Source organism: Maribacter halichondriae (genome assembly GCF_027474825.1).
GTDB lineage: Bacteria > Bacteroidota > Bacteroidia > Flavobacteriales > Flavobacteriaceae > Meishania > Meishania halichondriae.
Genome location: NZ_CP107030.1, coordinates 107,673 through 132,739, shown reverse-complemented (window position 1 = coordinate 132,739; position 25,067 = coordinate 107,673). Strand labels below are relative to the sequence as shown.

Below are 25,067 nucleotides of genomic sequence, written 5' to 3'. Positions count from 1 at the left end.
AATCGCTGTTTGCAACAAGCAATCAGTTCGCCTTCGCGTAAGCCTCCTTCAGCCATTCTTTTAATTCGGAATCCACTTCGTCCACTTGTGTCAGTTGCACGCGATGGGTGCACATGGTACCGAATGGCCCCGAATTTCCTAACCGTTTAGTTTCGGGCTTATCCTTTAATTTCAACCCCAAATCGATTCGTGTTTTTGTTGCCGGTTTAATGAGTGCGAACTGCCATTTTCGGATAATGCTTACGCTGGTTTTTTTCGGAGTGATAATTACGTCATTGCCAAAGGTCTTAATAATAGCAATCAGTTTTTCGTAAATAGGAATTAGATTTTCCTTTCCCTTGTATTGATTGGCTACAAGATCATCATCATCCACTTTTTCTTCTTTTGACAAAACAATAATGGTATTGGCAAAGCCATGGGTAACCCCATGTTCTCCTTTTAGGAACTTCAAAGCTTCGCCATGCTTGGCAAAGTTTTTCTTTTTGAGAATGGCTGTCCACTCTTGAAGTGATTTCCCCGTTTTTTCTGACATATTGGCTATCATGGTTTCTAATGCTTTGTCCATAAGTTTTGATTTTATGTTATAAATATGGAATAATTCTAGTTACTCGGTAATTTTAATAATTTTATTCTATCTAGTATTTCTCGACTTTATACCTGCTTCGCAAAGTCGAATTATTTCTTCAATTCTTTTCTGTCTCGTTTCTTCTCGTTTCGCTTGGTTTAGCCAATATAGATAGCTTTTTCGCTGCCCTCTGGTAAACTTTTTGTAGTTCTTAAAAGCTTTCGGATTGGAATCAAAGGCTTTTTGTAAATCTTCGGGAACCATACCATTTTCAACATCATCCAAAGCCGTCCATGACCCGTTCTCCTTAGCGATTTTGATGGCTTCTAATCCGCTCTTGTGCATTAATCCTTTTTTAGATAGATTTTTTATGTAGTTTTTATTGACTTTGCTCCAAACACTTTTCGGTTTTCTCGGACAAAAATATTGTCGCCGTTTGCCATCGCCTAAACTTTTTACGGTACTGTCGATCCACCCATAACAAATGGCTACCTGTACCGCTTCTTCCCAACGCATGCTATCGTTTTCATGGGCGATGGTGTAGAAAATCAGATAAATACCATCGATTTCAGCATGGTTTTCATGTAGCCATTCCCGAAATTCGGTGTCGTTTTTAAAATAAAGCTCGGGTATTTTATTCATGTATTTTAAAAGGAATTGATTACCGAAACACCGGTTTTTTCAAACGTATTCATTTGGGGTAGCGCGGTAGCGGCTTCCTTCAAAGTTATCGTTCTGGCAATTAATTTTTCGGGATGTAATTTCCCCTCGATTATCATTTCCAGCATTTCCTCATATTTGAAGGCCTGCATGCCATGACTACCAATGATTTCCCACTCGTTCGCGATTACTTTGTCCATAGGTATTCTCGGTGGGCTATGGTCTTCCGTCATCAAGCCCACTTGAATATGTTTCCCTCGTTTACGAAGGTTTAAAATGGAATTGAAACAAGTGGTCGCACTGCCCAACGCATCAATGGAAACATGGGCTCCGCCTTGGGTTATGTCCTTGATGTTTTCTACCACATTTTGAGTTTCGCTGGCATTTACGACTGCTTCGGCACCCAACGATTTTGCCAATTTCAAAGATTCATTGTTGATATCCACGGCAATCACTCTGGCACCTAAAGCCTCTGCGATCATGATGGCTGAAAGGCCCACCCCGCCACAACCATGTACGGCTACAAATCGTCCTTCGTTGACTTTACCCTGATGAACGACCGCCCTAAATGAGGTCACGAACCTACACCCCAAAGTGGCAGCCGTTACATCATCGATTTCTTTGGGAAGTTTTACCAAATTAGTATCGGCATAATCCAACGCGACATATTCCGCAAAAGAGCCCCAATGGGTAAATCCCGGTTGCGATTGATGGTCGCAGACTTGATGGTTTCCTGAATTGCATTGTGGGCAAGCGCCACAGCCACATACAAAAGGAACCGTGATACGGTCCCCAATTTTAAATTCCTTGACATTTTTTCCTGTCGCCGCAACCGTACCCGCCAATTCGTGACCTGGTACATGGGGCAAGACGATATCGGGGTCATGGCCCATCCAGCCGTGCCAGTCGCTACGGCATAATCCGGTGGCGGATACCTTTACAACAACGCCGTCCGGTTTTGGCGTGGGGTCCTCAACCTGTTTTATTTGAAATTTGCCCTGAAATTTTTCAAAGACCAATGCATTCATACGTTGAACTCGTTTTACTTTTTCCCCTTTGACCATCAAAAAAAAACATTTTCACTAAAAATAGTACTTTCTGCAGTATCAACTTGGCAATTAAAGTCGGGAATCACTACTTTAGAAGATTAATTAACTCAATAACAAATTGTATGAAAAAAGTATTTCCCCTATTGGTAATGTTCTGCGCTTTGCTGATCAGCTCTTGCGGCAACAAACGCGAAGGAAAACCCAAGGTATTGGTATTTTCTAAAACCATGGGTTTTAAACATGCCTCGATACCTGCCGGAATAGCCGCAATTCAAAAATTGGGTGCTGAAAATGGTTTCGAAGTCGACACCACAAAGAATGCCGAAAAGTTCAACGAGGACAATCTCAAACAATATTCTACCATCGTTTTTTTAAGCACCACGGGAAATATTTTCGATGCCAAGCAAGAAGCGGCTTTTGAGCGGTACATTCAATCAGGAGGTGGATATGTCGGAATTCATGCGGCTGCCGATACCGAATACGATTGGGGTTGGTACAACAAATTGGCCGGAGCGCAATTTCTGAGCCACCCTTCCGGAACGCCCGAAGCGGATTTTATCGTAAAGGATAACAGCCATATTTCCACAAAAATGTTCACGGATTCCATTTGGCATCGCAAAGATGAACTGTACAATTACAAGCGAATCAATCCCGGCGTCAATGTATTGATGACTTTGGACGAATCAAGTTATGAAGGTGGAGAGAACGGCGATTTTCATCCAATAGCTTGGCACCATAATTTTGATGGCGGACGTGCTTTTTACACAGGCGGCGGCCATACTGACGAAAGCTTTTCCGAAGATTTGTTCTTAAAGCATCTTTTAGGGGGCATTCAATATGCCATTGGAGACAATGAAAATCTGGATTATGGCAAGGCCATCTCACAAATTCCGCCGGATGTCAATCGTTTTTCAAAAGTGACTATGTCGTATGGCGAGTTTTTTGAACCTACCGAAATGACCATTTTACCAAATAATGATGTGTTGGTCGCCCAGCGCCGTGGCGAAATTGTTTTGTATTCCGATGCGACCAAAGAGCTGAAGGAAGTGGCCAAATTGGATGTCTATCACAAGACGCTGAATACGCCCGGTGTCAATGCTGAGGAAGGGGTAATGGGAATTCAAAAAGATCCCAACTATGCCACGAATAACTGGATCTATGTCTATTATGCACCTACGGGAGATGAATCTGTAAACCGTCTGTCACGCTTTACATTCAAGGATGGTAATTTCGACCTCACCTCTGAACAGAAAATTATGGATGTCGGCTCCGATCGTGAAATCTGCTGCCACACGGGTGGCTCCATAGCTTTTGGGGGTGACGGACTGCTATACCTTTCTACAGGGGATAATTCTACTCCATTTAATGAAAAAGACGTAAAGTACGTGAATAGTGGATATGCTCCCTTAAATGATTTGTCAGGAAAAAAACAATATGATGCACGGCGTTCTTCAGGAAACACCAATGATTTAAGGGGTAAAATCCTTCGGATAAAAGTGAACGAAGATGGTAGTTATGATATTCCGGAAGGAAATCTTTTTGCTGTTGGCACTGAAAAAACGCGTCCAGAGATTTACACGATGGGGCATCGAAATCCATATCGCATTTCCGTAGACCCGAAAAAGGGACACTTGTTCTGGGGCGAAGTTGGTCCCGATGCACGCGCAGATTCCCTTGAAACACGCGGACCAATGGGGTATGACGAGATGAATCTTGCCCTAAAAGCAGGTAATTTCGGATGGCCACTTTTCATTGGAGATAATTATGCTTATCACGATTACGACTATGAAACCGGCCAATCGGGTCCGGCTTTCGACCCGATGAAACCCATCAATGATTCAAAGAACAATACGGGCTTGACGGAACTTCCGCCAGCGACCCCGGCATATATTTATTACCCCTATGCCGAAACACCTGCTTTTCCGCAAGTAGGCACAGGGGGTCGTAATGCGATGGCCGGCCCGACCTATTATTCAGATATGTATCCCGATGGGGGCGGACTCCCTTCCTATTATGATGGCAAAACCATTATTTATGAATGGATGCGCGGTTGGATGATGGCCGTAACATTGTTCGAGGATGGTACTTTCAATAAAATGGAACCCTTTGCTTCCGATATCAAGGTGAACAACCTGATCGATATGGAACTCGGCCCAGACGGGCGGCTCTATCTTTTGGAGTACGGCAGTGGCTGGTTTACCAAAAATGATGATTCTGCGTTGAGCTTTGTGGAATTCAATGGCGGAAACAGACCTCCCGTTATCGACCATTTGATCGTCGATGCCGATACCGGAAAACTTCCTTTGACCATAAATGCAAAAGTGCAGGCCGAGGACCTCGAAGGCGATGCGGTTTCCTATATCTGGGATTTGGGCAATGGAGAGACCAAAGAGACCAACGTACCGGAACTTTCCTATAGCTATGTGGATGCAGGGGAATATAAATTATCGGTCGAGGCAAAAGATGCCGCGGGTGCCAGTGCAAAAAGCGAGGCCACCAGTATCGTGGCGGGAAATTCGCGACCGGAAATCAATATTGACTTGGCCGGGGGAAATTCTACCTTCTTTATCGCCGGTACACCGATCAATTATAAGGTGACGGTGACCGACCCTGATGGAAATGATGATATAGATCCGAGCAATGTTTTTGTTTCCGTGGATTACATGGAAGGAATGGACCAGGTGAACCAGTCGATGGGACATCAACAAGTGTCAGCGGCTGTTACAGGTAAAGCGTTGACCCAAGGCATGGATTGTAAGGCTTGCCATAAGGAGGCAGAAAAATCCATTGGGCCAAGTTACAAGGATATTGCCCAAAAATATAAGAACGATCGTCGAGCGACTGGTTATTTGCAAAAGAAAATCGTTTCCGGAGGTTCAGGGGTTTGGGGCGAAGTGGCTATGGCCGCCCACCCTAATATTACCGAAAATGAAACGCGGCAAATTGCCCTATACATAAGATCCTTGGCTGACACCGGCACCAAACAAAAGTCACTTCCGTTAGCGGGAAGTATAGTTCCTAAACCATCTCCGACCGACAATGCCATGATATTGACGGCCAGCTATACCGATAAGGGCGTGAACGGAATTCGACCCTTGACCGCCGTTAAATCGGTCGCTTTGCAAGGTAGTACGGTGCCTTTTTCTCCAGCGACCAAGGTTGAAAAATTTTCGCCCGTAGCATTCGGAGGGATGGATTTATTACTAGTTCCGGCGGAAGAGGGATGGTTTGTTTTGGAAGATATAGATCTTAAAGGGGTCAAAGCGGCCACCCTGATCGTAGGGTTTCAAGAAAAACCTTCCGCACCCATAAACTTTGAAGTACGATTGAACGCACCGGATGGCCAACTGATTGGCAAAGGAGGCTCGGTACAACAAGTGAATGCCAGTCCTGGTGGATTTCAATCGGGCATGATACCGATTATTTTTGATGTCCAGATGGACGATGTAAAGGCCGAAGAACTCTATTTTGTACACAAACCCGATGCCTTGCAACCTCGCGCAGAGGGAGTTCTCGCAGTGACCCATGTGAATTTTGGGAGTTAATACGAACATTCAATGAAACAAAAAATCCCTCCTAATTTTAGAAGGGATTTTTTTATTTTTTATCCCTAAATTACTCCATAGAATATTTACCTCGAATACAACAATTGACAGATGCTAATCCACCAAATAAATTTCGAAATGCCTAAAAAATTCATTGCCACTATCTTGACAATATCGGTCTTCTATTTTTTCAATTTTCCTTTTGCAAATGCCCAGAACCTAAATACAAAAGCGTTGTCAGAAGCCGCATCTGGCTTACAACTGCGCGAGATTGGTCCGGCACTTATGGGTGGGCGTATCGCTGATATTGCGGTCAATCCCAACGATCGCAGTGAATGGTATGTCGCCGTCGGTTCCGGGGGCTTATGGAAAACGACCAATAACGGCATCACATGGAAACCTATTTTTGATGATCAACCTTCTTATTCTATTGGCGCCGTGACCCTCGACCCCAACAATCCGAACGTGGTCTGGGTAGGCACCGGTGAAAATGTGAGTGGTCGCCATGTGGCCTGGGGCGACGGAGTTTCTCGAAGTAATGATGGAGGAACAACTTGGCAACAAATGGGGCTCGCAAAATCGGAACATATCGGTAAAATTTTGGTCGACCCTAGAAATAGTGACGTCATATTTGTTGCTGCGGAAGGACCGTTATGGTCTGCTGGTGGTGAACGTGGATTGTACAAATCAAGGGATGGCGGTAAAACATGGAATCTAGTTCTCGAAATCGATAAAAATACAGGGATAACCGATGTCGAATTTGAGCCCTCAAATCCTGATGTGCTTTATGCAGCTGCCTACCAGCGCCGACGGCAGACCTGGTCACTCTTGGCGGGCGGACCAAAATCCGGAATTTATAAATCAACCGATAATGGAGAGAATTGGCGTCAGATCAAGACGGGTTTGCCAAGTGGCGATGTTGGAAAAATAGGTCTTGCCGTAACTCCGGCAGATCCTGAACTGGTATATGCCACCATTGAAGCAGGGGATGATGAAAAAGGTTTTTACAAATCCATCGATAAAGGAGAAAGCTGGAAAAAACAGAATAGTTATACCTCGGGAGGAACGGGCCCTCACTACTATCAGGAAATTGAGGCTTCCCCTGTAAATCCCGATTTGGTGTATCAGATGGATGTTTTTATCCATGTTACTCGTGATGGAGGGAACCAGTTCAAGGTCTTGGGCACCGGGCGCGAAAAGCATAGCGATAATCACGCCTTGTGGATCGATCCTGATAATGGCAAGCATTTGCTGGCAGGTACTGATGGTGGACTATATGAAACTTTTGATGAGGGCACTACGTGGCGGCATTTTCCGAACCTCCCTATTTCACAGTTTTACAAATTGGGACTTGACAACGCCGAACCGTTTTACAACATTGTCGGGGGAGCACAGGATCTTGGCACTTTGATAGGCCCGTCACGGACCATGAACACCGAGGGCGTACGAAATCAAGATTGGTACGTACCGCTAGGAGCCGACGGTTACAATTCCGCCTTTGATCCAGAGGACCCTAATATTGTCTATATGGAAATTCAACAAGGCGAACTGCACCGTTTGGATCGACGCAGTGAAGAGGTGCTGAACATCAAACCCCAAGCCGCGCCCGGTGACGCGCCCGAACGATGGAATTGGGATAGTCCTCTGTTGATCAGTCCACATAACCATGAACGCCTATACTTTGGTTCTCAAAGGGTATGGGGCAGCGAGAATAAAGGAAATTCGTGGACCCCCATCAGCAAAGATCTTACGACAGATACGAATCGCTACGAATTGGAAACCATGGACAATCGGGTCTGGAGCTCCGATGCGCTGTATGATACGGGTGCCATGTCGAAATACGCGACCTTGACTTCCATCGAAGAATCGCCTAAGGTCGAAGGGCTGCTTTATACGGGATCCGATGACGGTCTGATTCACGTAAGTGAAGATGGTGGCCAAAATTGGCGAAAAAGTGGAGCACTTCCCAAAGTACGGGCACGTTCGTTTATCAATGATATCGAGGCTTCAAAGCACGATGCCAATACCGTTTTTGCCGTTGCGGATTCGCATAAATTCGGCGATTTTAGCCCCTATGTTTTTATGAGCATAGATCGCGGTCGCACTTGGAAATCGATTTCAGGTGATTTGCCTGCCGGAACCATCGTATGGGTCTTGAAACAAGATCATATCAATGAAAACCTACTCTTTGTCGGAACAGAATACGGTATCTATTTTTCGCCCAATAAAGGAACAAATTGGATCAAGTTGGATGGCGGAGTGCCTACTATTGCCTTTCGGGATCTGCAATTACACCAAAGGGATAATGATTTGGTCGGGGCCACTTTTGGACGCGGTTTTTATGTCTTAGACGATTATTCTCCATTACGGGAACTAAGCAACGCCATAAATGAAAAGTCGAACATGCTTTTTTCCGTGCGTGATGCTTGGTGGTATGTGCCTAGCGCACCCATGCAGGCCAAAGGAATGCCCGGGCAAGGGACTACGAGTTTCAGGACTGAAAATCCGCCGTTTGGAGCTGTGTTCACTTACTATTTGAATGAGGTTCCAAAGACTACGAAGGCCCAGCGTAAAGATTCTGAAAAAGCCTTGCGTGAAAAGAATCTGAGTATACCCTTCCCGGGATGGGAACGATTGAACGATGAAGCCAAAGAAAATGAACCGCAGGTATTGTTGTTGGTCAAGAATGCCAATGGCAATGCGATTCGTTGGGTAAAAGGCACCGCCAAAAAGGGATTGCACCGTACGAATTGGGATTTAAAACTTCCCGCACCAAATCCCATTGAATTGACAGAGCCTGAATTTAGGCCACCTTGGGCTGGAGAGGCCGAAGGGCCATTGGTCGCCCCCGGAAAATACTCGGTGGAACTTTTTATTGCCCAAAATGGAAACCTACAATCACAAGGAGCCGCTCAAGAGTTTACCGTAAAACCTGTGCCGAATACGGTTGAGGGAACGGATTTTAATGCCGTAGCCGAATTTCAACAAAAAACAAGTGAACTCTTACGGCGGCTTTCAAGTGCCGGAAGGCAACTCGGCGAAGCGGGCAATCGGTTGAAACACATGAAAGCGGCCCTGTTGGAAACCCCAAATGCAAAGCCCGAGCTTTTTGAACGATTGAGCACCTTGGATAAAAAATTATCAGATTTGCGAGCGGAATTGTATAGTGATCCCATGCGTCAAAAATTCAACGAGGCAACCGAGCCATCGATTCAATCGCGCGTCGGTGGGGTCGCTTATGGCCATTGGGAAACCCGCCAAGCCCCAACAGAAACCCAAATAAAGAACATCGAAATTGCTGAAACCGATTTTGGGAAGTTTCGTGGCGATCTAGTGAATTATTTTAAGGAATTGGAAACTTTTGAAGCCGCCCTTGAGGCAGCGGGGGCGCCTTATACGCCAGGAAGAAAGTTTGAATGAACACGGCCTAGTCTTTGAGGGTCAATCCCTCCGTCTTCGCTAAAGCGAATCAACCTCCCTTGATATCAAGGGAGGAGCCCTCTAAATACTGGATTGAAGTCAAATCTCACCTACGGGAACGTGGATTCAAAAAATTATGGTTACACCTTGGCCACTAACCAGCAATCATGCATGAGCCCCGTCATTTGCTCGGTCATTCAACTATCTCACTAATTTGTACAACAGGTTGAATATTGGTATAATTAGGAATATCACCGACGATTTTTTCCGCATTTGGGCCGAAAGAATTTTCATAGGCCGAAAGTTTGTCAAAGTATAAATACCCAATGGCCAGGTATGGAATTTGTTCCTCGGGCGTCCTGCCGGCTAGTCCCTTATCGATTGCTAACAATTTTAATGAATCGCCCAATAAACTTGCCACCATTGGCATATGCTTATTGGAATAGTAGTCCATGTCGAATGTTTTCCCTTCCCCGTTGGGATAGAGAAGCGTTACTTTGATCATTCCCTTTTTAATTTCGGAATTATCTTTTGGCGTAGTCGATTGGAAACTGCTAAGGATTGCGATAGCACCGAGGGTGAGGATGAATGGTTTGATTTTCATTTTTTTTGACTTTTATTAATTCTTAAAAATTAGTATTTTTTGATGACATGATCACTACATTATTGATGAGTTGCCCAATTGTAGCTGTTTTTTTTGTGAATCAAAGCTCTTTCTTCTCCACATAAAAATTCCGGTCCACTTTAAAAGTAGTGGCATTTGGGTCTGCTTTTTCCGTTTTCCATTCGGTGGTAGGAGTCAGCCATAACGGTTCACCATCCACAAAAACCCGTAACGGCATGTCAAAGCCATCGACCACATTGGTATAGCGGTATTTGATGACATTACCGTCTTGCATTTCATATTCAAAAACAGGTATGTCGGTGGTTCGCAGATATTGGTCGAAGACTTTGGAGAGATCGAGTCCTGATTTCTTGCTGAGGTAGTCTTCGATTTGTTTGGTGGTAACGGTTTGGTGATAAAAATCTTTGTTGAGTCCGCGTAAAATTTGACGCCAAGTTGTATCATCATCGACCAATTGCCGAATGGTGTGTAAAAGATTTGAACCCTTATAGTACATATCGCCCGACCCTGAATTGTTCACATCATAAGCCCCGATAACCGGACGATCGTGTCGAATATTTTGGCGAAGCCCGATGACGTAGTCCTCGGCTGCTTCTTGGCCGTAATGAAAGTCTAGATATAGATTTTCGGAATAGGAAGTAAACCCTTCATGCACCCACATATCGGCGGCATCTTTATAAGTAATGTTATTGGCGAACCACTCATGACCTGCTTCGTGAATAATGATAAAATCAAATTTTAGTCCCCAGCCCGAACCTGAGAGATCTTTTCCCAAATACCCGTTTCCATATTGATTGCCATAGGTGACGGAGCTTTGGTGTTCCATGCCCAAATAGGGTACTTCGACCAGTTTAAAACCATCTTTATAAAAAGGGTAGGGGCCAAACCAGTGTTCGAAGGCTTCCATCAGCATCGGGGTTTGTTTGAATTGTTCCTTGGCTTTTTCAAGATTGTACTTTAAAACGTAGTAATCCAAGGTCAAAGGGCCTTGTTCGCCTTGATAGGTTTCCCCGAAATGCACGTAATCGGCGATGTTCACGTTGACCCCGTAATTATTGATGGGATTGCCCACAAACCAATGATAGGTTTTGGTGTCGGTCGTTTCCTCGATTTTACGAAGTCGCCCATTGGATACGTTCATCAAATCTTTGGGCACTTTCACACTGATTAGCATACTATCGACCTCGTCATACATATGGTCTTTATTAGGCCACCAGACGCTGGCGCCCAGTCCTTGGCAAGAGGTCGCGATAAAATGTTTCCCGTTTTCATCTTTTTTCCATGAGAAACCCCCGTCCCATGGCGCATTGACCGCTTCTTTTGGTTGACCGGAATAGTGCACCACGATTTCATTATAGTCTCCTTCTTTTTGCGGTTTTTCCAACTTGACGAAATGGGCATTGATTTTCGATTTGAAATCGAGTTCCTTGCCGTCTTGGGTTACTTTTTCAATTTTTAGCGGTGGCTGCAGATCTACCTGTAGCTCCTGCTCTGTATTCAAAACCTTATAGCGAATGGTATTGCTGCCCGTGATAAATTTTTCGTCGGGGTTTACCTCGATATCCAAATGATAGTAATTGAGGTCCCACCAGGCACGTTCTGGAGTGATGCTTCCACGAAGGGTGTCTTGTTCGGTAAAATTTTGGGTGAACCCGGATGCTGAGACTAGCACTAGAAACAAAAAGGAAACATATTTCATTGCGATCCTATTTTTAGAAGTCAAAATTTTAAAATTCCAATAGACAAATCCCAAATTCCAACAGATGTATTGGAATTTAGTACTCGTCATTTTGAGCTTTTTACCTGAATACTCCATTTGGAAATACTACGGGACTTTCGAACCCATCTTTTCCGACCGAAGAAATCCCGAAGAAATAATTATCAATAACGATGCCATCCAAGGTATATTCAGTGACATCACCGACATAACGACTATGATCCCAAGTGGGGGAGGTGGTGTCCCTCCAGTGTATTTTGTAGCCCACGGCACCATCGACATTGCTCCATTGAAACTTCGCAGAAGGTTCTACGATACCTCCTATTTTTACCTCTTTCGGGGCGGGTGGTGCCCATGCCAATGATGCCAGACTAATGGCATTGACGGCGGTCAGTTTTTTGGCATAATCGAAATTGACATGCTCCAAGACATCACCATAGTTGATACCATCTTCGGTTCGAATATCTTGATGCTGTTGGGTATAATTTTCATGAGCCTCCATGATACGGATTCCTGGGAAACCAGCATCATTGAATGGACGGTGATGTCCACCACGGCCAAAACGATCTAATCGATAGATCATCATGGGGTTCATTTCGGGCATATACTCTTTGGTCGTTTTATGCACATAGCGAGCCAATTGGCGTGATATGCCATCGACTTCGCCACCATAGAATCTGCGTGCGGCTCGTTCTTTTTCCGTTTCGGTGGGTGGGATAGGTTCGGAAAAAATTCTAAAATCGGTACTGCTTGTGATGCCATCGACCCCTGTAATATTTCCGATCATATCGTTGTTGAGAATGCCGATGATTTCCCATCCTTTTTCCTTGGCATGCGCCGCTAGGCCCTTTCCGCCAAAGAGTCCTTGTTCTTCCCCAGAAAGCCCGACATAGATAATGCTATTCTCGAACTGGTATTTTGAAAGAACTCGGGCCGCTTCCAACGTACCCGCCATTCCACTCGCGTTGTCGTTTGCACCAGGGGATTCGGAAGTAAAATCCGTGGGATCGCTGACCCGTGAATCGATATCCCCACTCATGATAATATAGCGATTCGGGTATTTCGTTCCTTTTTGAACGGCGACCACATTGACGACCCAAACATCATGTACAATGCGTTCATTGGTACCTTTTTCCACTAAATCTTTTTGATAAAATACATCAAGGCAACCATTGCATGCCGAGGACGTTTTTTCGAATTCGGATTTTATCCATCGACGTGCAGCCCCGATACCCCGGGTTTGCGATACCGTATCGCTTAGCGTATGTCTTGTGCCAAAATTGGCCAGTTGGGTCACATCCGCCTCAATGCGTTCAGCGGAGACCGAATCGATGATATCATAAATGCGTTGGTCGGTTTGTGCATAGCTGCAAACACAAAAAATGAAGAATACTACCGTGAAACATTTTTTCATGAGATTTCTGTTTTGAAATTTTTATTAAAGGATACACCATGCCAATAACATAAAGGCCCCAAAAGCATATAAATAAGACCTGGCGACGCCCATTTGACTCCAATTTGAGATTTGGCGATTAGCATCGAAATCAAGGAAACAAGAATATAAATCGCGAAGTGTCGGGCATAGAATAACAAATCGATATTTAAATTGGATTCCTTGTTTTTTTATAAGCTCGATAATACATTAGGGAGAAGCAAGAAAAAATTAGCAAAAATCCCAAACTATATAATTGAAATAAGGATGATATTTCGTCAAAGGACAATCGTTGCAATCCCGTCATGGAATTGATTAACGATTTTAACGGGAAAATATAGTAAAGCACCACAAAAAGTAGAATGGCGTTTACGGCAATAATCCAACCATCCATATAGTTCGTTCTTCTAAAAAAATTATAATGAAGCCACCACAGCGCGACCAGAACAAAAAAACTGACCCCAAAACCAAGAAAGACCAACCAATCAATTTTTATGACAGACGAGCTTTCCTCATATCCCACGGAAACCACCAATAATGTCGCCGCAAATGCAAATACGGCATCGCTAAAAGCTTCAATTCGACTAATGTTATGGAGAAATTTCATGTTTTGCTCAACTTGTCAGCACGTTTTTCCTTTAGGATACAATGTATTAAAAATTAATTGGATTTGTTGAACAGCTGCCATAATCCCAAAGCGGGCCCTATAGCAAGGACGATAAATATATAATTTGGTTGGATGGAGTTTGCCAAAACCGATAGCAATTCGATACTGACAATGCTAATGGCAAAACCGATACAATTGACCAATGTGAGTCCGGTTCCCTTGAGTTCAGGAGCTATGGAAGATGCTACCAATGATGAAAATTGGGGTGAATCGGCCGTTACCGCCATACCCCAAATGCAAAAAGCAATCAGAAAAATCATTGTGGGAAATTGAAACAGCAACGGCGACAACAAACAGCACAGCCCTGAAAGAAATAACGCGATCACTGCTACTTTTTTGCTCCCATAGCGCAGGGATAAATAACCTCCTAGAATACATGAAAATCCACCAAGGGCAATGGTGATAGCGGTCCACAGTGGAATAGAAATGGAATGGTTTCCCAAGGTGTTGTAGGCCGCTAAAGTAAAAGGGATAAATGCCCAAAAAGCATATAGCTCCCACATATGGCCAAAATAGCCTAAAGCGGCCTTGCGAAATCCCGTATTTCTGAAAAGTCTGGGCCCCGATTGCAATTGCAACCGGAGGCTTGGTTTTCTAAAAGGCCCATCAGGCACTAAAGACCATAGAAGTACACCCCCGAAAACCGCAGTGGCCGAAGCCGATTTAATGACCATGGTATAATCATCGCCCCATTGCATCGCCTTGATGAGATAGGGGAAGGATTTGCCGAAAACCAAGGCGCCGACCAAAAATCCTAAAGCCCTTCCAAGGCCCCGCTCATAATAGTCCGCGGCAATCTTCATGCCAACGGGATAGATTCCCGCCAGAAAGAAGCCTGTGGCGAAACGTGAGATTAGAAGTAGTGCCTTGGAATTGTTCTCCAAAAGCAAGGTCAGATTGCATAACGCTCCCAGAAAAGCACAGACCAAAAACACTTTTGAAGGCGAAAAACGGTCGGCCACCATGAATAGCGCAAAGGTCAGCGTACCGACAATAAAGCCCAATTGTACGGAAGAGAGAATATAGCCGATAATCTCATTTCCGAACCCTGTTTTTGCGGCGAGTTCATCGACTACCGCATTGCCCGAAAACCAAAGCGAGGTACAGGCGAATTGTGAAAAAATGATTATCGGAAGAATATGGGGTTTTGGCTTCAATGCTTTCGTTTAGCGTAGAAAGGTCACCTTGGCGATCTTGCCATTTTCCACTTCGTAGACGGCTACAGCGCTAAAATTATTCCCGTTGGCTGTAATAAACTCTTCGTCAATCACTTTGTTGGCGATGACAATGCGGTTTTTGATATCGCAATTCAAATCGGGAGTGGTTTCAAAAAAGCCTGTATAGCCTTTGCGCATTTCACTTTGGCCCTGGGACCTCTTTTCTGCGGGAAAATTATACAATGCCACATCTTCGGTATACGTCTCTAAAAAGCCTTCAATATCCCTTTGATTATATGCATCAAGTTGTTTTTGGACAATTGTTTCGGGATTGGACGCGTTGTCATCATCGAAGATAAAAGTCATACTCGAAATTTTTCCGTCAGCTACTTCATAGAGTGCGACTTGCATTTGAATCTTGTCATTTCCTGTAACTTTTTCTTGATCGATCACTTTATTGCCAATGACGATACGTTTTACAACTTCTACATCATACACTTTTTTATCCGGAGATAAACTGCTGTAATTCTTGCGCATTTTTTCATGGCCTACATAAAGTGTATCGTTTGGAAAATTTCGGACCACAACGTTTTCGGAATAGCAATTAACAAAGGCGTCAAGGTTACCTGCATTATACGATTCCACTTGTTTTTGGACAATTATTGCCGGAGATTCTTCGGAAACGATTGCCATGTGTTTTCCATCGGAACTAATCGCCATGCGGGAAATATTGTTGATTTCCTCTTCTTGAAATAAATGTAAGGCCTTTGGGCTTTCCTTTGTATCAGGGTTAATACTAACGATTGTCTTGCCGCTGGGGAAAAGTATGTTTCCATCCGGCAACATGCAAATATCATTTGTTCCGGCGGGCAAGGAAGTAATTGGTTTCGTAGCGCCCGTTACCGGATGAAGTGATTTAACCGCAGTCATATCCGCTTCAGTGCTGATATAGTATATCTCCTCGGCCTTAGGATTCTTATGCAATGAACGACCAACATTTTTCTGAACCGTATAATTGGTGCCATCCTTAAAATTGGAAACCACCAGGTCCATACGATTTTCAACTAAAATAGTATTCACAAGAATGTTTTTTGAGTACCACAAGTGATACCCGACTTTCGCGTCTTTGCGAATAGCTTCCGATTTACCCGTATTTATGTCATATTGATACAGGCGTTGCAATCCGCTGGTATCCAAACGAATCGCGGAAACATCATCAGATGCGGGAATTCTTAATGGGGAATATTCACTGCCCCTTGGCGTGTCGGTCAACCAAGAAATTTCCATGGAACCCATATTGTATTTGGCAATATCGGTCTGCCCATTACGGGTGGACGAAAAAAGGACGGTATTGTCATCATAAAATGAAGGCTGATTGTCATAACCCTCATTATTTGAGATATTTATAAGGTTTGAAAGCTCAATTCTTCCATCCACTTCAGTGATATCAAGAAGATAGACCTCAGTGTTCGGTTGGGCATACATCGTTATGGCCAGAAAGAAGGTACTTACGTAGAGCAATTTTTTCATCGTTCAGGGTTTGCCCTAAATTTATGCTTTTATAAACGATTTCAAAAAGCTCACGAACCTTCATAGTGTTTTCCACAAAATATTTTGCCGAGGTTTTCTGTCTTCCGACTTTGACCGTAACTGTACTTTCCGGAAGTTCTTGAAACATAAATTCATCGGTCCAATCATCACCGATGGCAAAAACGAAGTCGTAATCGTTTTCTCCCAACATACGCATAGAGGCACGACCTTTGTTCACGTTGCTGCTTTTGACTTCCATGACTTTATTTCCGTTGAGTACGCTGAGGTCATCGGTACCAATTAAGCTCGTCAATACGGTGGAGAGTTCTGTTGCCCGCAAATTGCCGAAATCGGGATCGGTCTTTCGATAATGCCACGCAAGGGAGTAGTTTTTTTCTTCGATAAAACTCCCAGGTGTTCGGTCTACGAAAGACTCCAAAACCGGGCGTATTTTATCCATCCAATCATTTTTGACATTTTCCAACAGTTTGAAATCTTCGCCATCCCGAGAAATCCATACTCCATGTTCAACGATCATATTATATTTCTTGGGTAGAAACCATCTCGTAAACGTATCCTTGTCGCGGCCACTGATTATAAAAAGGACCGTTCCTGGCTGTTCTTTGAGAGCATCGAGCAATTTGTAGAGTTCTTCGTCTGGCCCGGCCTTTTGGGGGTCGTTATGAAAACCTGCCAATGTGCCGTCGTAGTCTAAGAATAATAATCGCTTTTTTGCCTTTCGATATTCTTCCAAAACGGTACTCAGCCGGCTGTCGGTCATGCGTTTTGAAACATTGGCGGCATCCCTATCCTTTTGGCCTCTCAGGGAGTTCATAAAATCATTGGCCCATCGCTCGACGTCGTAACGTTCCAATCGTTTTTGTAATAGTTCGTTCCGCGCCTGTTGTTCTTCCTTGGGCATATTGATCGCCTCGAAAAGTGCATCGGCAATCTGTTCAAAATTATTCGGATTTATCAATAGCGATTCGTTCATTTCATTGGCCGAGCCCGCCATTTCGCTCAGAATAAGTACTCCGGTCTGGTCGGTACGGGTGGCAATGTATTCTTTGGCGACCAGGTTCATGCCATCGCGTAACGGGGTCAACCATGCAATATCACTCGAAGTATATAAGTCAATTAAGTTTTCAAATGGCATGGAGCGGTAGAAATACCAAATGGGCGTCCAGCTTACGGTCGAGAACTCGCCATTGATACGTCCGACCAATTCATCAATTTCACGCTTTAGTAACTGGTATTGTGGCACATTGGAGCGAGATGGTACCGCCAAAATAATCAAGCGGACCTTTTCTTTATATTGAGGATATTTATTCAGAAAATACTCAAAGGCATTGAGCCGTTTGGCGATTCCTTTGGAATAATCCAACCGATCGATGGACAAAAAGAATTTGGCCTCTGGATCCGCCGCTTTATGCTTGTTGAGTCTTTTTTGTAGCTCGGAAAGCTTTTCGGGGTCCCGTTTTTTGTGTTCCAGCGCTGCATCCCTGAATTTTTTATAATCGATACCCATTGGGAAGGAATCTGCCTTGATGACCCTATTCTCAAGGTAAATTTCATTAAAACTTACCTCTAGTCCAAGTAGCCTGCGCACAGAACTTAGAAAATGCCGCTCGTAGTCATAGGTGTGGAAACCGATGAGGTCGGCACCTAAGAGACCTTGTAGTACTTCTTCGCGCCACGGCATCGTTCGAAAAATCTCATACGAAGGAAAAGGAATGTGCAAAAAGAAACCGATCGCGATATTAGGACGTTTTTCGCGTACCATTTGGGGTACCAACATCAATTGATAGTCGTGTACCCAGATAATGTCGTCGTCTTCCGATTTTTGCAAAATGGCATCGGCGAATTTTTGATTTACTTTTTTATAGGTTTCCCAGCTCGCAAGCTCAAATTCTGAATATTCCAAAAAATAGTGGAATAGGGGCCAAATCGTGCGATTGCTAAATCCATAATAAAATCCATCTACTTCATCAGCGGTTAATTTGACCTTTGAAGAACCATGTTCGGCAAGTGCACTATCGATATCATCGGCGAGTTCTTCTGGAATCTCCTCATCGGTCAATCCACTCCATCCGATCCATAAACTATCTCCGCCCGAATGCACCGATTTCATGCCCGTGGCCAAACCGCCGACACTGGGTACAGCAGTTATGCCGCCATTGCTAATTTGCAATTGAACAGGTAGTCTATTTGAGATTATGATAGTTTTGCCCATAAATCAAGGGTTTTACTTTGATTTGAATTTAATTTCTCTCAATTTCGGCAAAAAGAAAGGCAAAACCAATTGTGAACCCTATTGAATCAAGATTTTTACGGAATGGATAATTTGGACTATGGAATTATAGGAAATTGTAGGAGCGCGGCATTGATATCGAAAACAGGAAGTATCGATTGGTGTTGCTTGCCAGAATTTGATTCTTCGTCGGTTTTCGCAAAATTGCTTGACGAAAAAATTGGCGGAAGTTTTGAAATCTTGGTCGATGATGACTACAATATCAAACAGCGCTATAAGAAGAACACTGCGGTATTGATAACCCGTTTTTCGGATGGAGATAATGTTTTTGAGATACATGACTTTATGCCACGGTATTATAATGAGAACGGTGATTATCATGCGCCACCGGAATTGGCAAGGCACATAAGACATATCAAGGGAAAGCCCAAGTTTCGTGTGCATTACAACCCCAAGCTTGAATATGCCTTAGGCAGCACGAATACTTACGTCAAAAGAAACTTCATAGTTAGTCTGACGGAAACGGAAAAGTTCGACACCGTTTTTCTATACACCTCTTTTAACAAAAATGCGGTTGTCGAAGGTAGGGAGTTGGAATTACAGCAAAACGGATATTTTTTGCTGGGGTACAATGAAAAGATTTTACAACCAACCTCTAGAAAAATTTATCTTGATCTAGAACGTACCAAGGTATATTGGTTGAACTGGGCCAATCGAACGCCGACCTATAGAAAATATAACAAACAGATCACGCGAAGCGCAATTACCCTGAAATTGCTTAGTTACGATAAGACCGGGGCTGTTTTGGCCGCGGCCACCACTTCGCTACCCGAAACAATAGGCGAGGTGCGAAATTGGGACTACCGTTTCTGCTGGATTCGCGATGCCTCTATGGTCATTAAAGTTATGGCCGATCTCGGCCATAAAAACGTAGCCAAAAGATATTTGCAGTTTATCATTGATTTGATTCCCGATAAGGATGAAAAGCTGCAGATAATGTACGGTATCAACAAAGAAAAGAAGTTGACCGAAGAGACTTTGGGTCATTTGGCCGGTTATAAGGGTTCTAAACCTGTACGTGTGGGTAATGCCGCCTATGCGCAAAAGCAAAACGATATTTATGGCATCTTAATGGATGTAATACATTCCCAGTTGGCCAAATTCGATACGGATTTGGAAAATGGCGAGGAACTTTGGGGGATAACCAAGGGAATCGTTTGGATCGTCAGTAGGCACTGGCAAGAACCAGATAAAGGAATTTGGGAGTTCCGTACTGAGGATAGGCACTTTACGTTTTCCAAAGTGCTTTGTTGGGTCGCCATAGATAGGGCGGTAAAGGTCGCTCGGATTTTGAAAAAGACCCGAAAACTTGAGAAATGGATGGCGCTTGAACAGGAAATCAAGAATGACATTCTTGACAATGCGTGGAACCCAAAAATCAGTGCCTTCGTACAATCGTATGGTTCTACGCATTTAGATGCTTCCGTTTTGTTGATGGAATCGTATGGATTTATTCCTGCCAAGGATCCAAAATTTGTTAGTACCGTTAAGGCCATAGAAAAAGAGCTAAGCAATGACGGATTGTTGTATCGTTACAAAAATGAAGACGACTTCGGATTGCCTTCTTCGTCGTTCACCATTTGTACTTTTTGGTTCATCAATAGTCTGTTTAAAATCGGGGAGGAGGAAAAGGCAATGAAACATTTCGATAGATTATTAAGTTACAGTAACCATTTAGGTCTATTCAGTGAAGACATTGATTTTAAGACCAAAAGACTTTTGGGAAATTTTCCTCAAGCCTATTCGCATTTGGCACTTATCGAGTGTGCTATCAATTTTTCAAACAAGGATACAGAAGAGACTATTTTGGAATCAATGCGGGAGTGATTCTCCTTTCAAAGGGGGAATTGCCAAAGCTATTTCTCTAATTTTCGTCAATAGCTTTTTCAAATGATCTTTGGTGGTAAAGGGGTTCATTATAGTAGTTCTTAAATAGTGAATTCCGCGTAAAGTTGTTTGTACAATGTAAAATTCCCCATCTTCCAATAAATACTGACGAATCAATTTATTTAACGAATTCAATTGTTCATCATTGAGGCCTTCATTGTTTGGGATATAGCGAAAACAAACAATATTGGTCATAGGGGTCACCGCTAGTTCAAAGCCTTCCTCGTTTCTTATCATCTCCCCGAAGACACCACCTAAATCATAGAGGTTGGTGACATATTCATCGAATAGTTCTTCTCCGTAGGTCTTTAATAATGAAAACCAATGCAATGCCATCATGTTTTTGGTACATTCAAAAGTTCTTTTTCCTGAATTATACCAGTCCGCCTCGCTGGAATCTTCCAAAAGGTAATCCGCTTTTTGACTGAAGGTTGCGTTAGAGGTCTTGCTGTCTCTATATACCAAAGCTGTTGTTATGCCGGGCATCATCATCATTTTGTGCCCATCGATTACAACAGAATCCGACTTATCGATTCCATGTAGGGCTTGCTTGTATTTGGAAGAAAAAAGTGCACCACCACCATGGGCCGCGTCAACGTGATGCCATAATTTGTGTTTTCTGGCAAAAGAACCGATAGCTTCCAAATCATCCAAAATTCCCGTAGCTGTAACGGGCGCACTCCCGACAATGGCGAATATTTTAATTCCCGCTTCCGATGCTTTGCTATATTCGGTCTCTAGCGCCGAAACATCCATCGAAAAATCAGCTTTTGCGGGAATTTTGATAAGTCCTTTTTCGCCTAGCCCCATGATTTTTGCTGCTCTTTCTATGCAATAATGCGCTTCTTCACTAACCATAATCCCTAAAGGCTTGGTATGTCCGTCATTCCAAACATCTGTGGCTACCTTTGCTTTTCTCGCTGAAAGAAGTGCGGTGAGGTTGGCTAAAGTCCCCCCAGAAGTTAAAAATCCGCTAGAGTTTTCGTTGTAGCCAATTTTATCGCAAAGTAGTCGGGTAATGATGCGCTCCATGGGATTGGTTACCATTCCCATTTCATAAACGGCCGTACCATTATTAAGTACCGCACTGATCATTGACGTCAAGAGTGTAATAGGAGCAGCAGGCCCCACTTGATGACCTATGTATTTAGGGTGGTGTAGATGTGTCGAACGTTTTAGCACTTCCTCAAAAAGCGCTTCCGACTTTCCTTTTTCAAGAAATTCTTTCCAAAAGGATAAGGAAGGTTCTGGTTCCGACCAATTTATGACTTTATTCAGATCTTCGTCGAAAACTTGACCAATATGTTTTGAAAGCATATCGATTAAGTGATGCCCCGTATTTTTAAAATTTTCTGGAGAATAGGCCCTTTGAAGTAATTTGCTCATTGCAGATAAAATTATACGCTTCTTTCGCATTTACCAAATAAAAAAACCGTCCACAAATTGTGGACGGCTTTCCCTTCTGTCTCCGAAGGAATCATCTGAATTAGTCAAAGGTGTAACCGTTGTCCGCAGCTACTTTGTCCGCAATTTGGGTGCGCAAAGCTGCTACGTTCGGGTTATTGGTATATTTTGTAAAACGTTTCAATCCCATCAACATCATGCGCTGTTCGTCGCCTTCCGCGAATGAAATAATCGCTTCTTTTCCTTTTTGAATTACAGTCTCAGTTGCATTATACAAATATAGTCTTGACATTGCGATTTGGGTCGCTTGGGCATCTTCGCCAAAACGTTTTGCGTTTTTCTCGGTTCTGAGGATGGTACTTTCTGCCATATAAACCTCGATAAGAATATCGGAAGCTGCCAACATCAATTGTTGGTGTTTTTCCAATTCTGGACCGAATTTTTGTACCGCACTTCCTGCTACCATTAGGAATACTTTTTTCAAACGCGCGACCAAATCCTTTTCCTCGGCGAATAATTCCGAAAAATCAGGAGCATCGAAAGATGGAATTCCCATCAATTCTTCTCCAACGGCCGTCGCAGGACCTAATAAATCCACATGACCTTTCATCGCTTTTTTGAAAAGCATTCCTACGGACAACATTCTATTGATTTCATTGGTGCCTTCATAGATCCTTGCAATTCTGGCATCTCTCCAAGCTTTTTCCATAGGCGCTTCGGCACTAAAGCCCATACCACCAAAGATTTGAATACCTTCATCGGTGGTGTCTTGGACATCTTCTGAAACCGCTACTTTCAAAATTGAGCATTCGATAGCGTATTCTTCCACACCTTTGAGTTCAGCCTCATGATGTGAATTACCTTCCGCTTCGCGGATAGCAATGCGGTCCTCAATATTTTTAGCTGCTCTGTAGCAGGCAGAATCTCCTGCATAGGCGTTCGTAGACATATTTGCTATTTTGGCCTTAATGGCACCGAAGTTTATAATCGGGGTCTTAAACTGAATACGCTCGTTCGCATATTTCACGGCCTCGTTGATAACACGACGTTGTGCTTCCAAACATGCAGCAGCCAATTTGATTCGACCTATATTCAAAGCGTTCATGGCTATTTTGAATCCGTTGCCACGCTCTGAAAGCATATTCTCAACAGGAACCTTGGTATCGCTGAAAAAGACTTGACGGGTAGAGGAGGAGTGAATACCTAATTTCTTCTCTTCGTCTCCGAGTGTAATTCCGTTTTCCGGGTTGTTCTCAACAATGAAGCCCGTTATGTTCTTATCATCTTCAATTCGCGCGAAAACAATGAACATCTGACAGAATCCTGCGTTTGAAATCCACATTTTTTGGCCGGATATATTGTAGTGCTTTCCATCTTCGGATAAAACTGCCTTGGTCTTACCGGAATTTGCATCAGAACCAGCGCCAGGTTCTGTTAGGCAATAAGCACCAAACCAATCGCCGGAAGCCAATTTTGGAACATACTTTTGCTTTTGTTCTTCGGTTCCGTATAGCGTGATTGGCATCGTTCCTATTCCCGTATGTGCTCCGAATGCCGTACTGAAAGAACCGGTTGCACCTGAAATGTAATCACAAACCAACATGGTGGAAACAAAACCCATTCCCATTCCACCGTAAGCTTCAGGGACTGCCACGCTCAAAAGTCCAAGTTCGCCCGCCTTGCGCATACACTCTTCAGTATAGGCATAATCTTTTTTCTCAAAACGCTCCCAATGTGCCCAAAGTTCGCGATCGACGAATTCCTTGGTGCTATCGCGCATCATTTTTTGCTCTTCGGATAAATCTTCCAAAGTGAAAACATCTTCGCATTTGGTTTCCTTGACGAGGAATTGTCCTCCTCGTAAAATATCCTTATTTGTTACTTCTGTACTCATTGTTTTTCTTTTTCTAATTCAAAAATTCGTAGATACCCGCTGCCCCTTGTCCGGTACCGACACACATGGTAACCATACCATATTTGCCATGCATATTTCTTTTGCGCATTTCATCGAAAATCTGCACCGACAATTTCGCACCTGTACAACCTAAAGGATGCCCTAAGGCAATTGCTCCGCCATTGACGTTAACAATATCGTTGTTCAATCCCAATTCGCGGATAACCGCTAAAGATTGAGAGGCAAAAGCCTCGTTCAATTCGATTAATTCGACATCGTCTTGTTTTAATCCCGCTTGTTTTAATGCTTTTGGCACGGCAGCAACCGGACCGATACCCATTATTCTTGGCGGTACACCAGCAGCGGCGTAGTTGACTAATCTGGCAATTGGTTCTAGATTTAGCTCCTTTACCATTTCTTCGCTCATGACCAACACAAATGCGGCACCGTCACTCATTTGAGAGGAATTACCTGCGGTTACACTGCCGCCAGCGGCAAATACAGGCCTTAATTTGTTCAAAACCTCGATGGAAGTTCCTTTTCTAGGACCTTCATCTTTAGTTACCGTATATCTTTTGGTTGCCTTTTTCCCACTTTCATCGATATAGGTCTGTTCAACTTCGATGGGAACAATCTGGTCTTGAAAGCGGTCTTCGGCTTGAGCTCGTAGCGCCTTCATATGGGAATTATAGGCAAATTCATCTTGATCTTCACGAGATACTTTGTACTCATTGGCTACCGCTTCGGCAGTATTTCCCATTCCCCAGTAGTAGTCTTCGTGACCCTCGGCGACCAAATCGTAATTCAATTCTGTTTTGTATCCTGTCATAGGCACGGAACTCATACTTTCAGCCCCTCCAGCAATAATGCAATCGGCCATGCCAGACTGGATTTTTGCCGTTGCAATACCTATGGTTTCAATTCCCGAGGAACAAAATCGGTTAACGGTAACGCCGGGAACATCAACAATGTCCAATCCCATCAAGGAAATCAGACGTGCCATGTTTAACCCTTGAGAGCCCTCCGGCATTGCGTTTCCTACGATGACATCATCGATGCGTTTTTTGTCGAAATCGGGTAGCTCCTTCATCATGTATTCGATGGTTTCGGCAGCCAATTCATCTGTCCGCTTAAAACGGAAAACACCTTTCGGGGCTTTTCCAACGGCCGTTCTATATCCCTTTACTATATATGCAGTTCTCAT

16 protein-coding genes are annotated in these 25,067 nt (G+C 43.6%); 3 read left to right on the top strand and 13 right to left on the bottom strand.

Annotated features, from left to right (window positions below):
* Window positions 1-22: 22 nt before the first annotated feature.
* The 3 genes from N8A86_RS00595 to N8A86_RS00585 all read right to left on the bottom strand — a co-directional run bounded on the left by N8A86_RS00595 (window position 23) and on the right by N8A86_RS00585 (window position 2,289).
* The gene (locus tag N8A86_RS00595) at window positions 23-565 is read right to left on the bottom strand and encodes a DUF5655 domain-containing protein (protein ID WP_273567296.1); all 543 of its coding nucleotides are present in this window, start codon (window positions 563-565) and stop codon (window positions 23-25) included.
* A gap of 66 nt (window positions 566-631) precedes the next feature.
* Entirely contained in the window at window positions 632-1,207 is a 576-nt protein-coding gene (locus N8A86_RS00590; protein WP_273567295.1) for a YdeI/OmpD-associated family protein, read from the bottom strand.
* A 5-nt stretch (window positions 1,208-1,212) separates the two neighbouring features.
* Window positions 1,213-2,289, bottom strand: coding sequence for a zinc-dependent alcohol dehydrogenase family protein (locus N8A86_RS00585; protein ID WP_273567294.1), 1,077 nt, complete (start codon window positions 2,287-2,289; stop codon window positions 1,213-1,215).
* A 107-nt stretch (window positions 2,290-2,396) separates the two neighbouring features.
* On the opposite strand from N8A86_RS00585, the gene N8A86_RS00580 reads away from it, so the two are divergent.
* On the top strand, window positions 2,397-5,819 hold the full coding sequence (locus tag N8A86_RS00580) for a ThuA domain-containing protein (protein ID WP_273567293.1): 3,423 nt from the start codon (window positions 2,397-2,399) through the stop codon (window positions 5,817-5,819).
* A gap of 138 nt (window positions 5,820-5,957) precedes the next feature.
* Entirely contained in the window at window positions 5,958-9,239 is a 3,282-nt protein-coding gene (locus N8A86_RS00575; protein ID WP_273567292.1) for a WD40/YVTN/BNR-like repeat-containing protein, read from the top strand.
* Window positions 9,240-9,432: 193 nt separating this feature from the next.
* Here the strand turns inward: N8A86_RS00575 and N8A86_RS00570 are convergent, their stop codons facing one another.
* From N8A86_RS00570 to N8A86_RS00540, 7 genes are all read right to left on the bottom strand, one after another.
* Window positions 9,433-9,843 (bottom strand): EthD family reductase, encoded by a 411-nt coding sequence (locus N8A86_RS00570; RefSeq protein ID WP_273567291.1) that lies wholly within the window; start codon window positions 9,841-9,843, stop codon window positions 9,433-9,435.
* A 100-nt stretch (window positions 9,844-9,943) separates the two neighbouring features.
* On the bottom strand, window positions 9,944-11,563 hold the full coding sequence (locus N8A86_RS00565; protein ID WP_273567290.1) for a M1 family metallopeptidase: 1,620 nt from the start codon (window positions 11,561-11,563) through the stop codon (window positions 9,944-9,946).
* A 100-nt stretch (window positions 11,564-11,663) separates the two neighbouring features.
* Window positions 11,664-12,995: a M28 family peptidase gene (locus N8A86_RS00560; RefSeq protein ID WP_273567289.1), complete on the bottom strand. Its 1,332-nt coding sequence runs from the start codon at window positions 12,993-12,995 to the stop codon at window positions 11,664-11,666.
* 187 nt (window positions 12,996-13,182) lie between these two features.
* Entirely contained in the window at window positions 13,183-13,620 is a 438-nt protein-coding gene (locus N8A86_RS00555; RefSeq protein ID WP_273567288.1) for a TMEM175 family protein, read from the bottom strand.
* Window positions 13,621-13,673: 53 nt separating this feature from the next.
* Window positions 13,674-14,837, bottom strand: a complete 1,164-nt coding sequence (locus N8A86_RS00550; RefSeq protein ID WP_273567287.1) for an MFS transporter — start codon at window positions 14,835-14,837, stop codon at window positions 13,674-13,676.
* Window positions 14,838-14,846: 9 nt separating this feature from the next.
* Window positions 14,847-16,367, bottom strand: a complete 1,521-nt coding sequence (locus N8A86_RS00545; protein WP_273567286.1) for a nuclear transport factor 2 family protein — start codon at window positions 16,365-16,367, stop codon at window positions 14,847-14,849.
* Window positions 16,300-18,600: a bifunctional alpha,alpha-trehalose-phosphate synthase (UDP-forming)/trehalose-phosphatase gene (locus tag N8A86_RS00540; RefSeq protein ID WP_273567285.1), complete on the bottom strand. Its 2,301-nt coding sequence runs from the start codon at window positions 18,598-18,600 to the stop codon at window positions 16,300-16,302. The genes N8A86_RS00545 and N8A86_RS00540 overlap by 68 nt, the downstream gene beginning before the upstream one ends.
* 102 nt (window positions 18,601-18,702) lie before the next feature.
* Between N8A86_RS00540 and N8A86_RS00535 the strand changes: the two genes are divergently transcribed.
* Entirely contained in the window at window positions 18,703-20,505 is a 1,803-nt protein-coding gene (locus N8A86_RS00535; protein ID WP_273568993.1) for a glycoside hydrolase family 15 protein, read from the top strand.
* Here N8A86_RS00535 and N8A86_RS00530 read toward each other — a convergent pair.
* The 3 genes from N8A86_RS00530 to N8A86_RS00520 all read right to left on the bottom strand — a co-directional run bounded on the left by N8A86_RS00530 (window position 20,491) and on the right by N8A86_RS00520 (window position 25,067).
* Window positions 20,491-21,951: a pyridoxal phosphate-dependent decarboxylase family protein gene (locus tag N8A86_RS00530; RefSeq protein ID WP_273567284.1), complete on the bottom strand. Its 1,461-nt coding sequence runs from the start codon at window positions 21,949-21,951 to the stop codon at window positions 20,491-20,493. The two genes, N8A86_RS00535 and N8A86_RS00530, sit on opposite strands and share 15 nt — an antisense overlap.
* A 100-nt stretch (window positions 21,952-22,051) precedes the next feature.
* Window positions 22,052-23,863, bottom strand: coding sequence for an acyl-CoA dehydrogenase family protein (locus N8A86_RS00525; protein WP_273567283.1), 1,812 nt, complete (start codon window positions 23,861-23,863; stop codon window positions 22,052-22,054).
* 13 nt (window positions 23,864-23,876) lie between these two features.
* The gene (locus tag N8A86_RS00520) at window positions 23,877-25,067 is read right to left on the bottom strand and encodes an acetyl-CoA C-acyltransferase (protein WP_273567282.1); all 1,191 of its coding nucleotides are present in this window, start codon (window positions 25,065-25,067) and stop codon (window positions 23,877-23,879) included.

Bases quoted from the DNA above. Each gene is read 5' to 3' on its own strand.
- N8A86_RS00575 (WP_273567292.1), top strand. From the start codon at position 5,958: ATGCCTAAAAAATTCATTGCCACTATCTTGACAATATCGGTCTTCTAT.
- N8A86_RS00525 (WP_273567283.1), bottom strand. From the start codon at position 23,863: ATGAGTACAGAAGTAACAAATAAGGATATTTTACGAGGAGGACAATTC.
- N8A86_RS00595 (WP_273567296.1), bottom strand. From the start codon at position 565: ATGGACAAAGCATTAGAAACCATGATAGCCAATATGTCAGAAAAAACG.
- N8A86_RS00585 (WP_273567294.1), bottom strand. From the start codon at position 2,289: ATGGTCAAAGGGGAAAAAGTAAAACGAGTTCAACGTATGAATGCATTG.
- N8A86_RS00570 (WP_273567291.1), bottom strand. From the start codon at position 9,843: ATGAAAATCAAACCATTCATCCTCACCCTCGGTGCTATCGCAATCCTT.
- N8A86_RS00560 (WP_273567289.1), bottom strand. From the start codon at position 12,995: ATGAAAAAATGTTTCACGGTAGTATTCTTCATTTTTTGTGTTTGCAGC.
- N8A86_RS00555 (WP_273567288.1), bottom strand. From the start codon at position 13,620: ATGAAATTTCTCCATAACATTAGTCGAATTGAAGCTTTTAGCGATGCC.
- N8A86_RS00530 (WP_273567284.1), bottom strand. From the start codon at position 21,951: ATGAGCAAATTACTTCAAAGGGCCTATTCTCCAGAAAATTTTAAAAAT.
- N8A86_RS00590 (WP_273567295.1), bottom strand. From the start codon at position 1,207: ATGAATAAAATACCCGAGCTTTATTTTAAAAACGACACCGAATTTCGG.
- N8A86_RS00540 (WP_273567285.1), bottom strand. From the start codon at position 18,600: ATGGGCAAAACTATCATAATCTCAAATAGACTACCTGTTCAATTGCAA.
- N8A86_RS00580 (WP_273567293.1), top strand. From the start codon at position 2,397: ATGAAAAAAGTATTTCCCCTATTGGTAATGTTCTGCGCTTTGCTGATC.
- N8A86_RS00520 (WP_273567282.1), bottom strand. From the start codon at position 25,067: ATGAGAACTGCATATATAGTAAAGGGATATAGAACGGCCGTTGGAAAA.
- N8A86_RS00545 (WP_273567286.1), bottom strand. From the start codon at position 16,367: ATGAAAAAATTGCTCTACGTAAGTACCTTCTTTCTGGCCATAACGATG.
- N8A86_RS00535 (WP_273568993.1), top strand. From the start codon at position 18,703: ATGGATAATTTGGACTATGGAATTATAGGAAATTGTAGGAGCGCGGCA.
- N8A86_RS00565 (WP_273567290.1), bottom strand. From the start codon at position 11,563: ATGAAATATGTTTCCTTTTTGTTTCTAGTGCTAGTCTCAGCATCCGGG.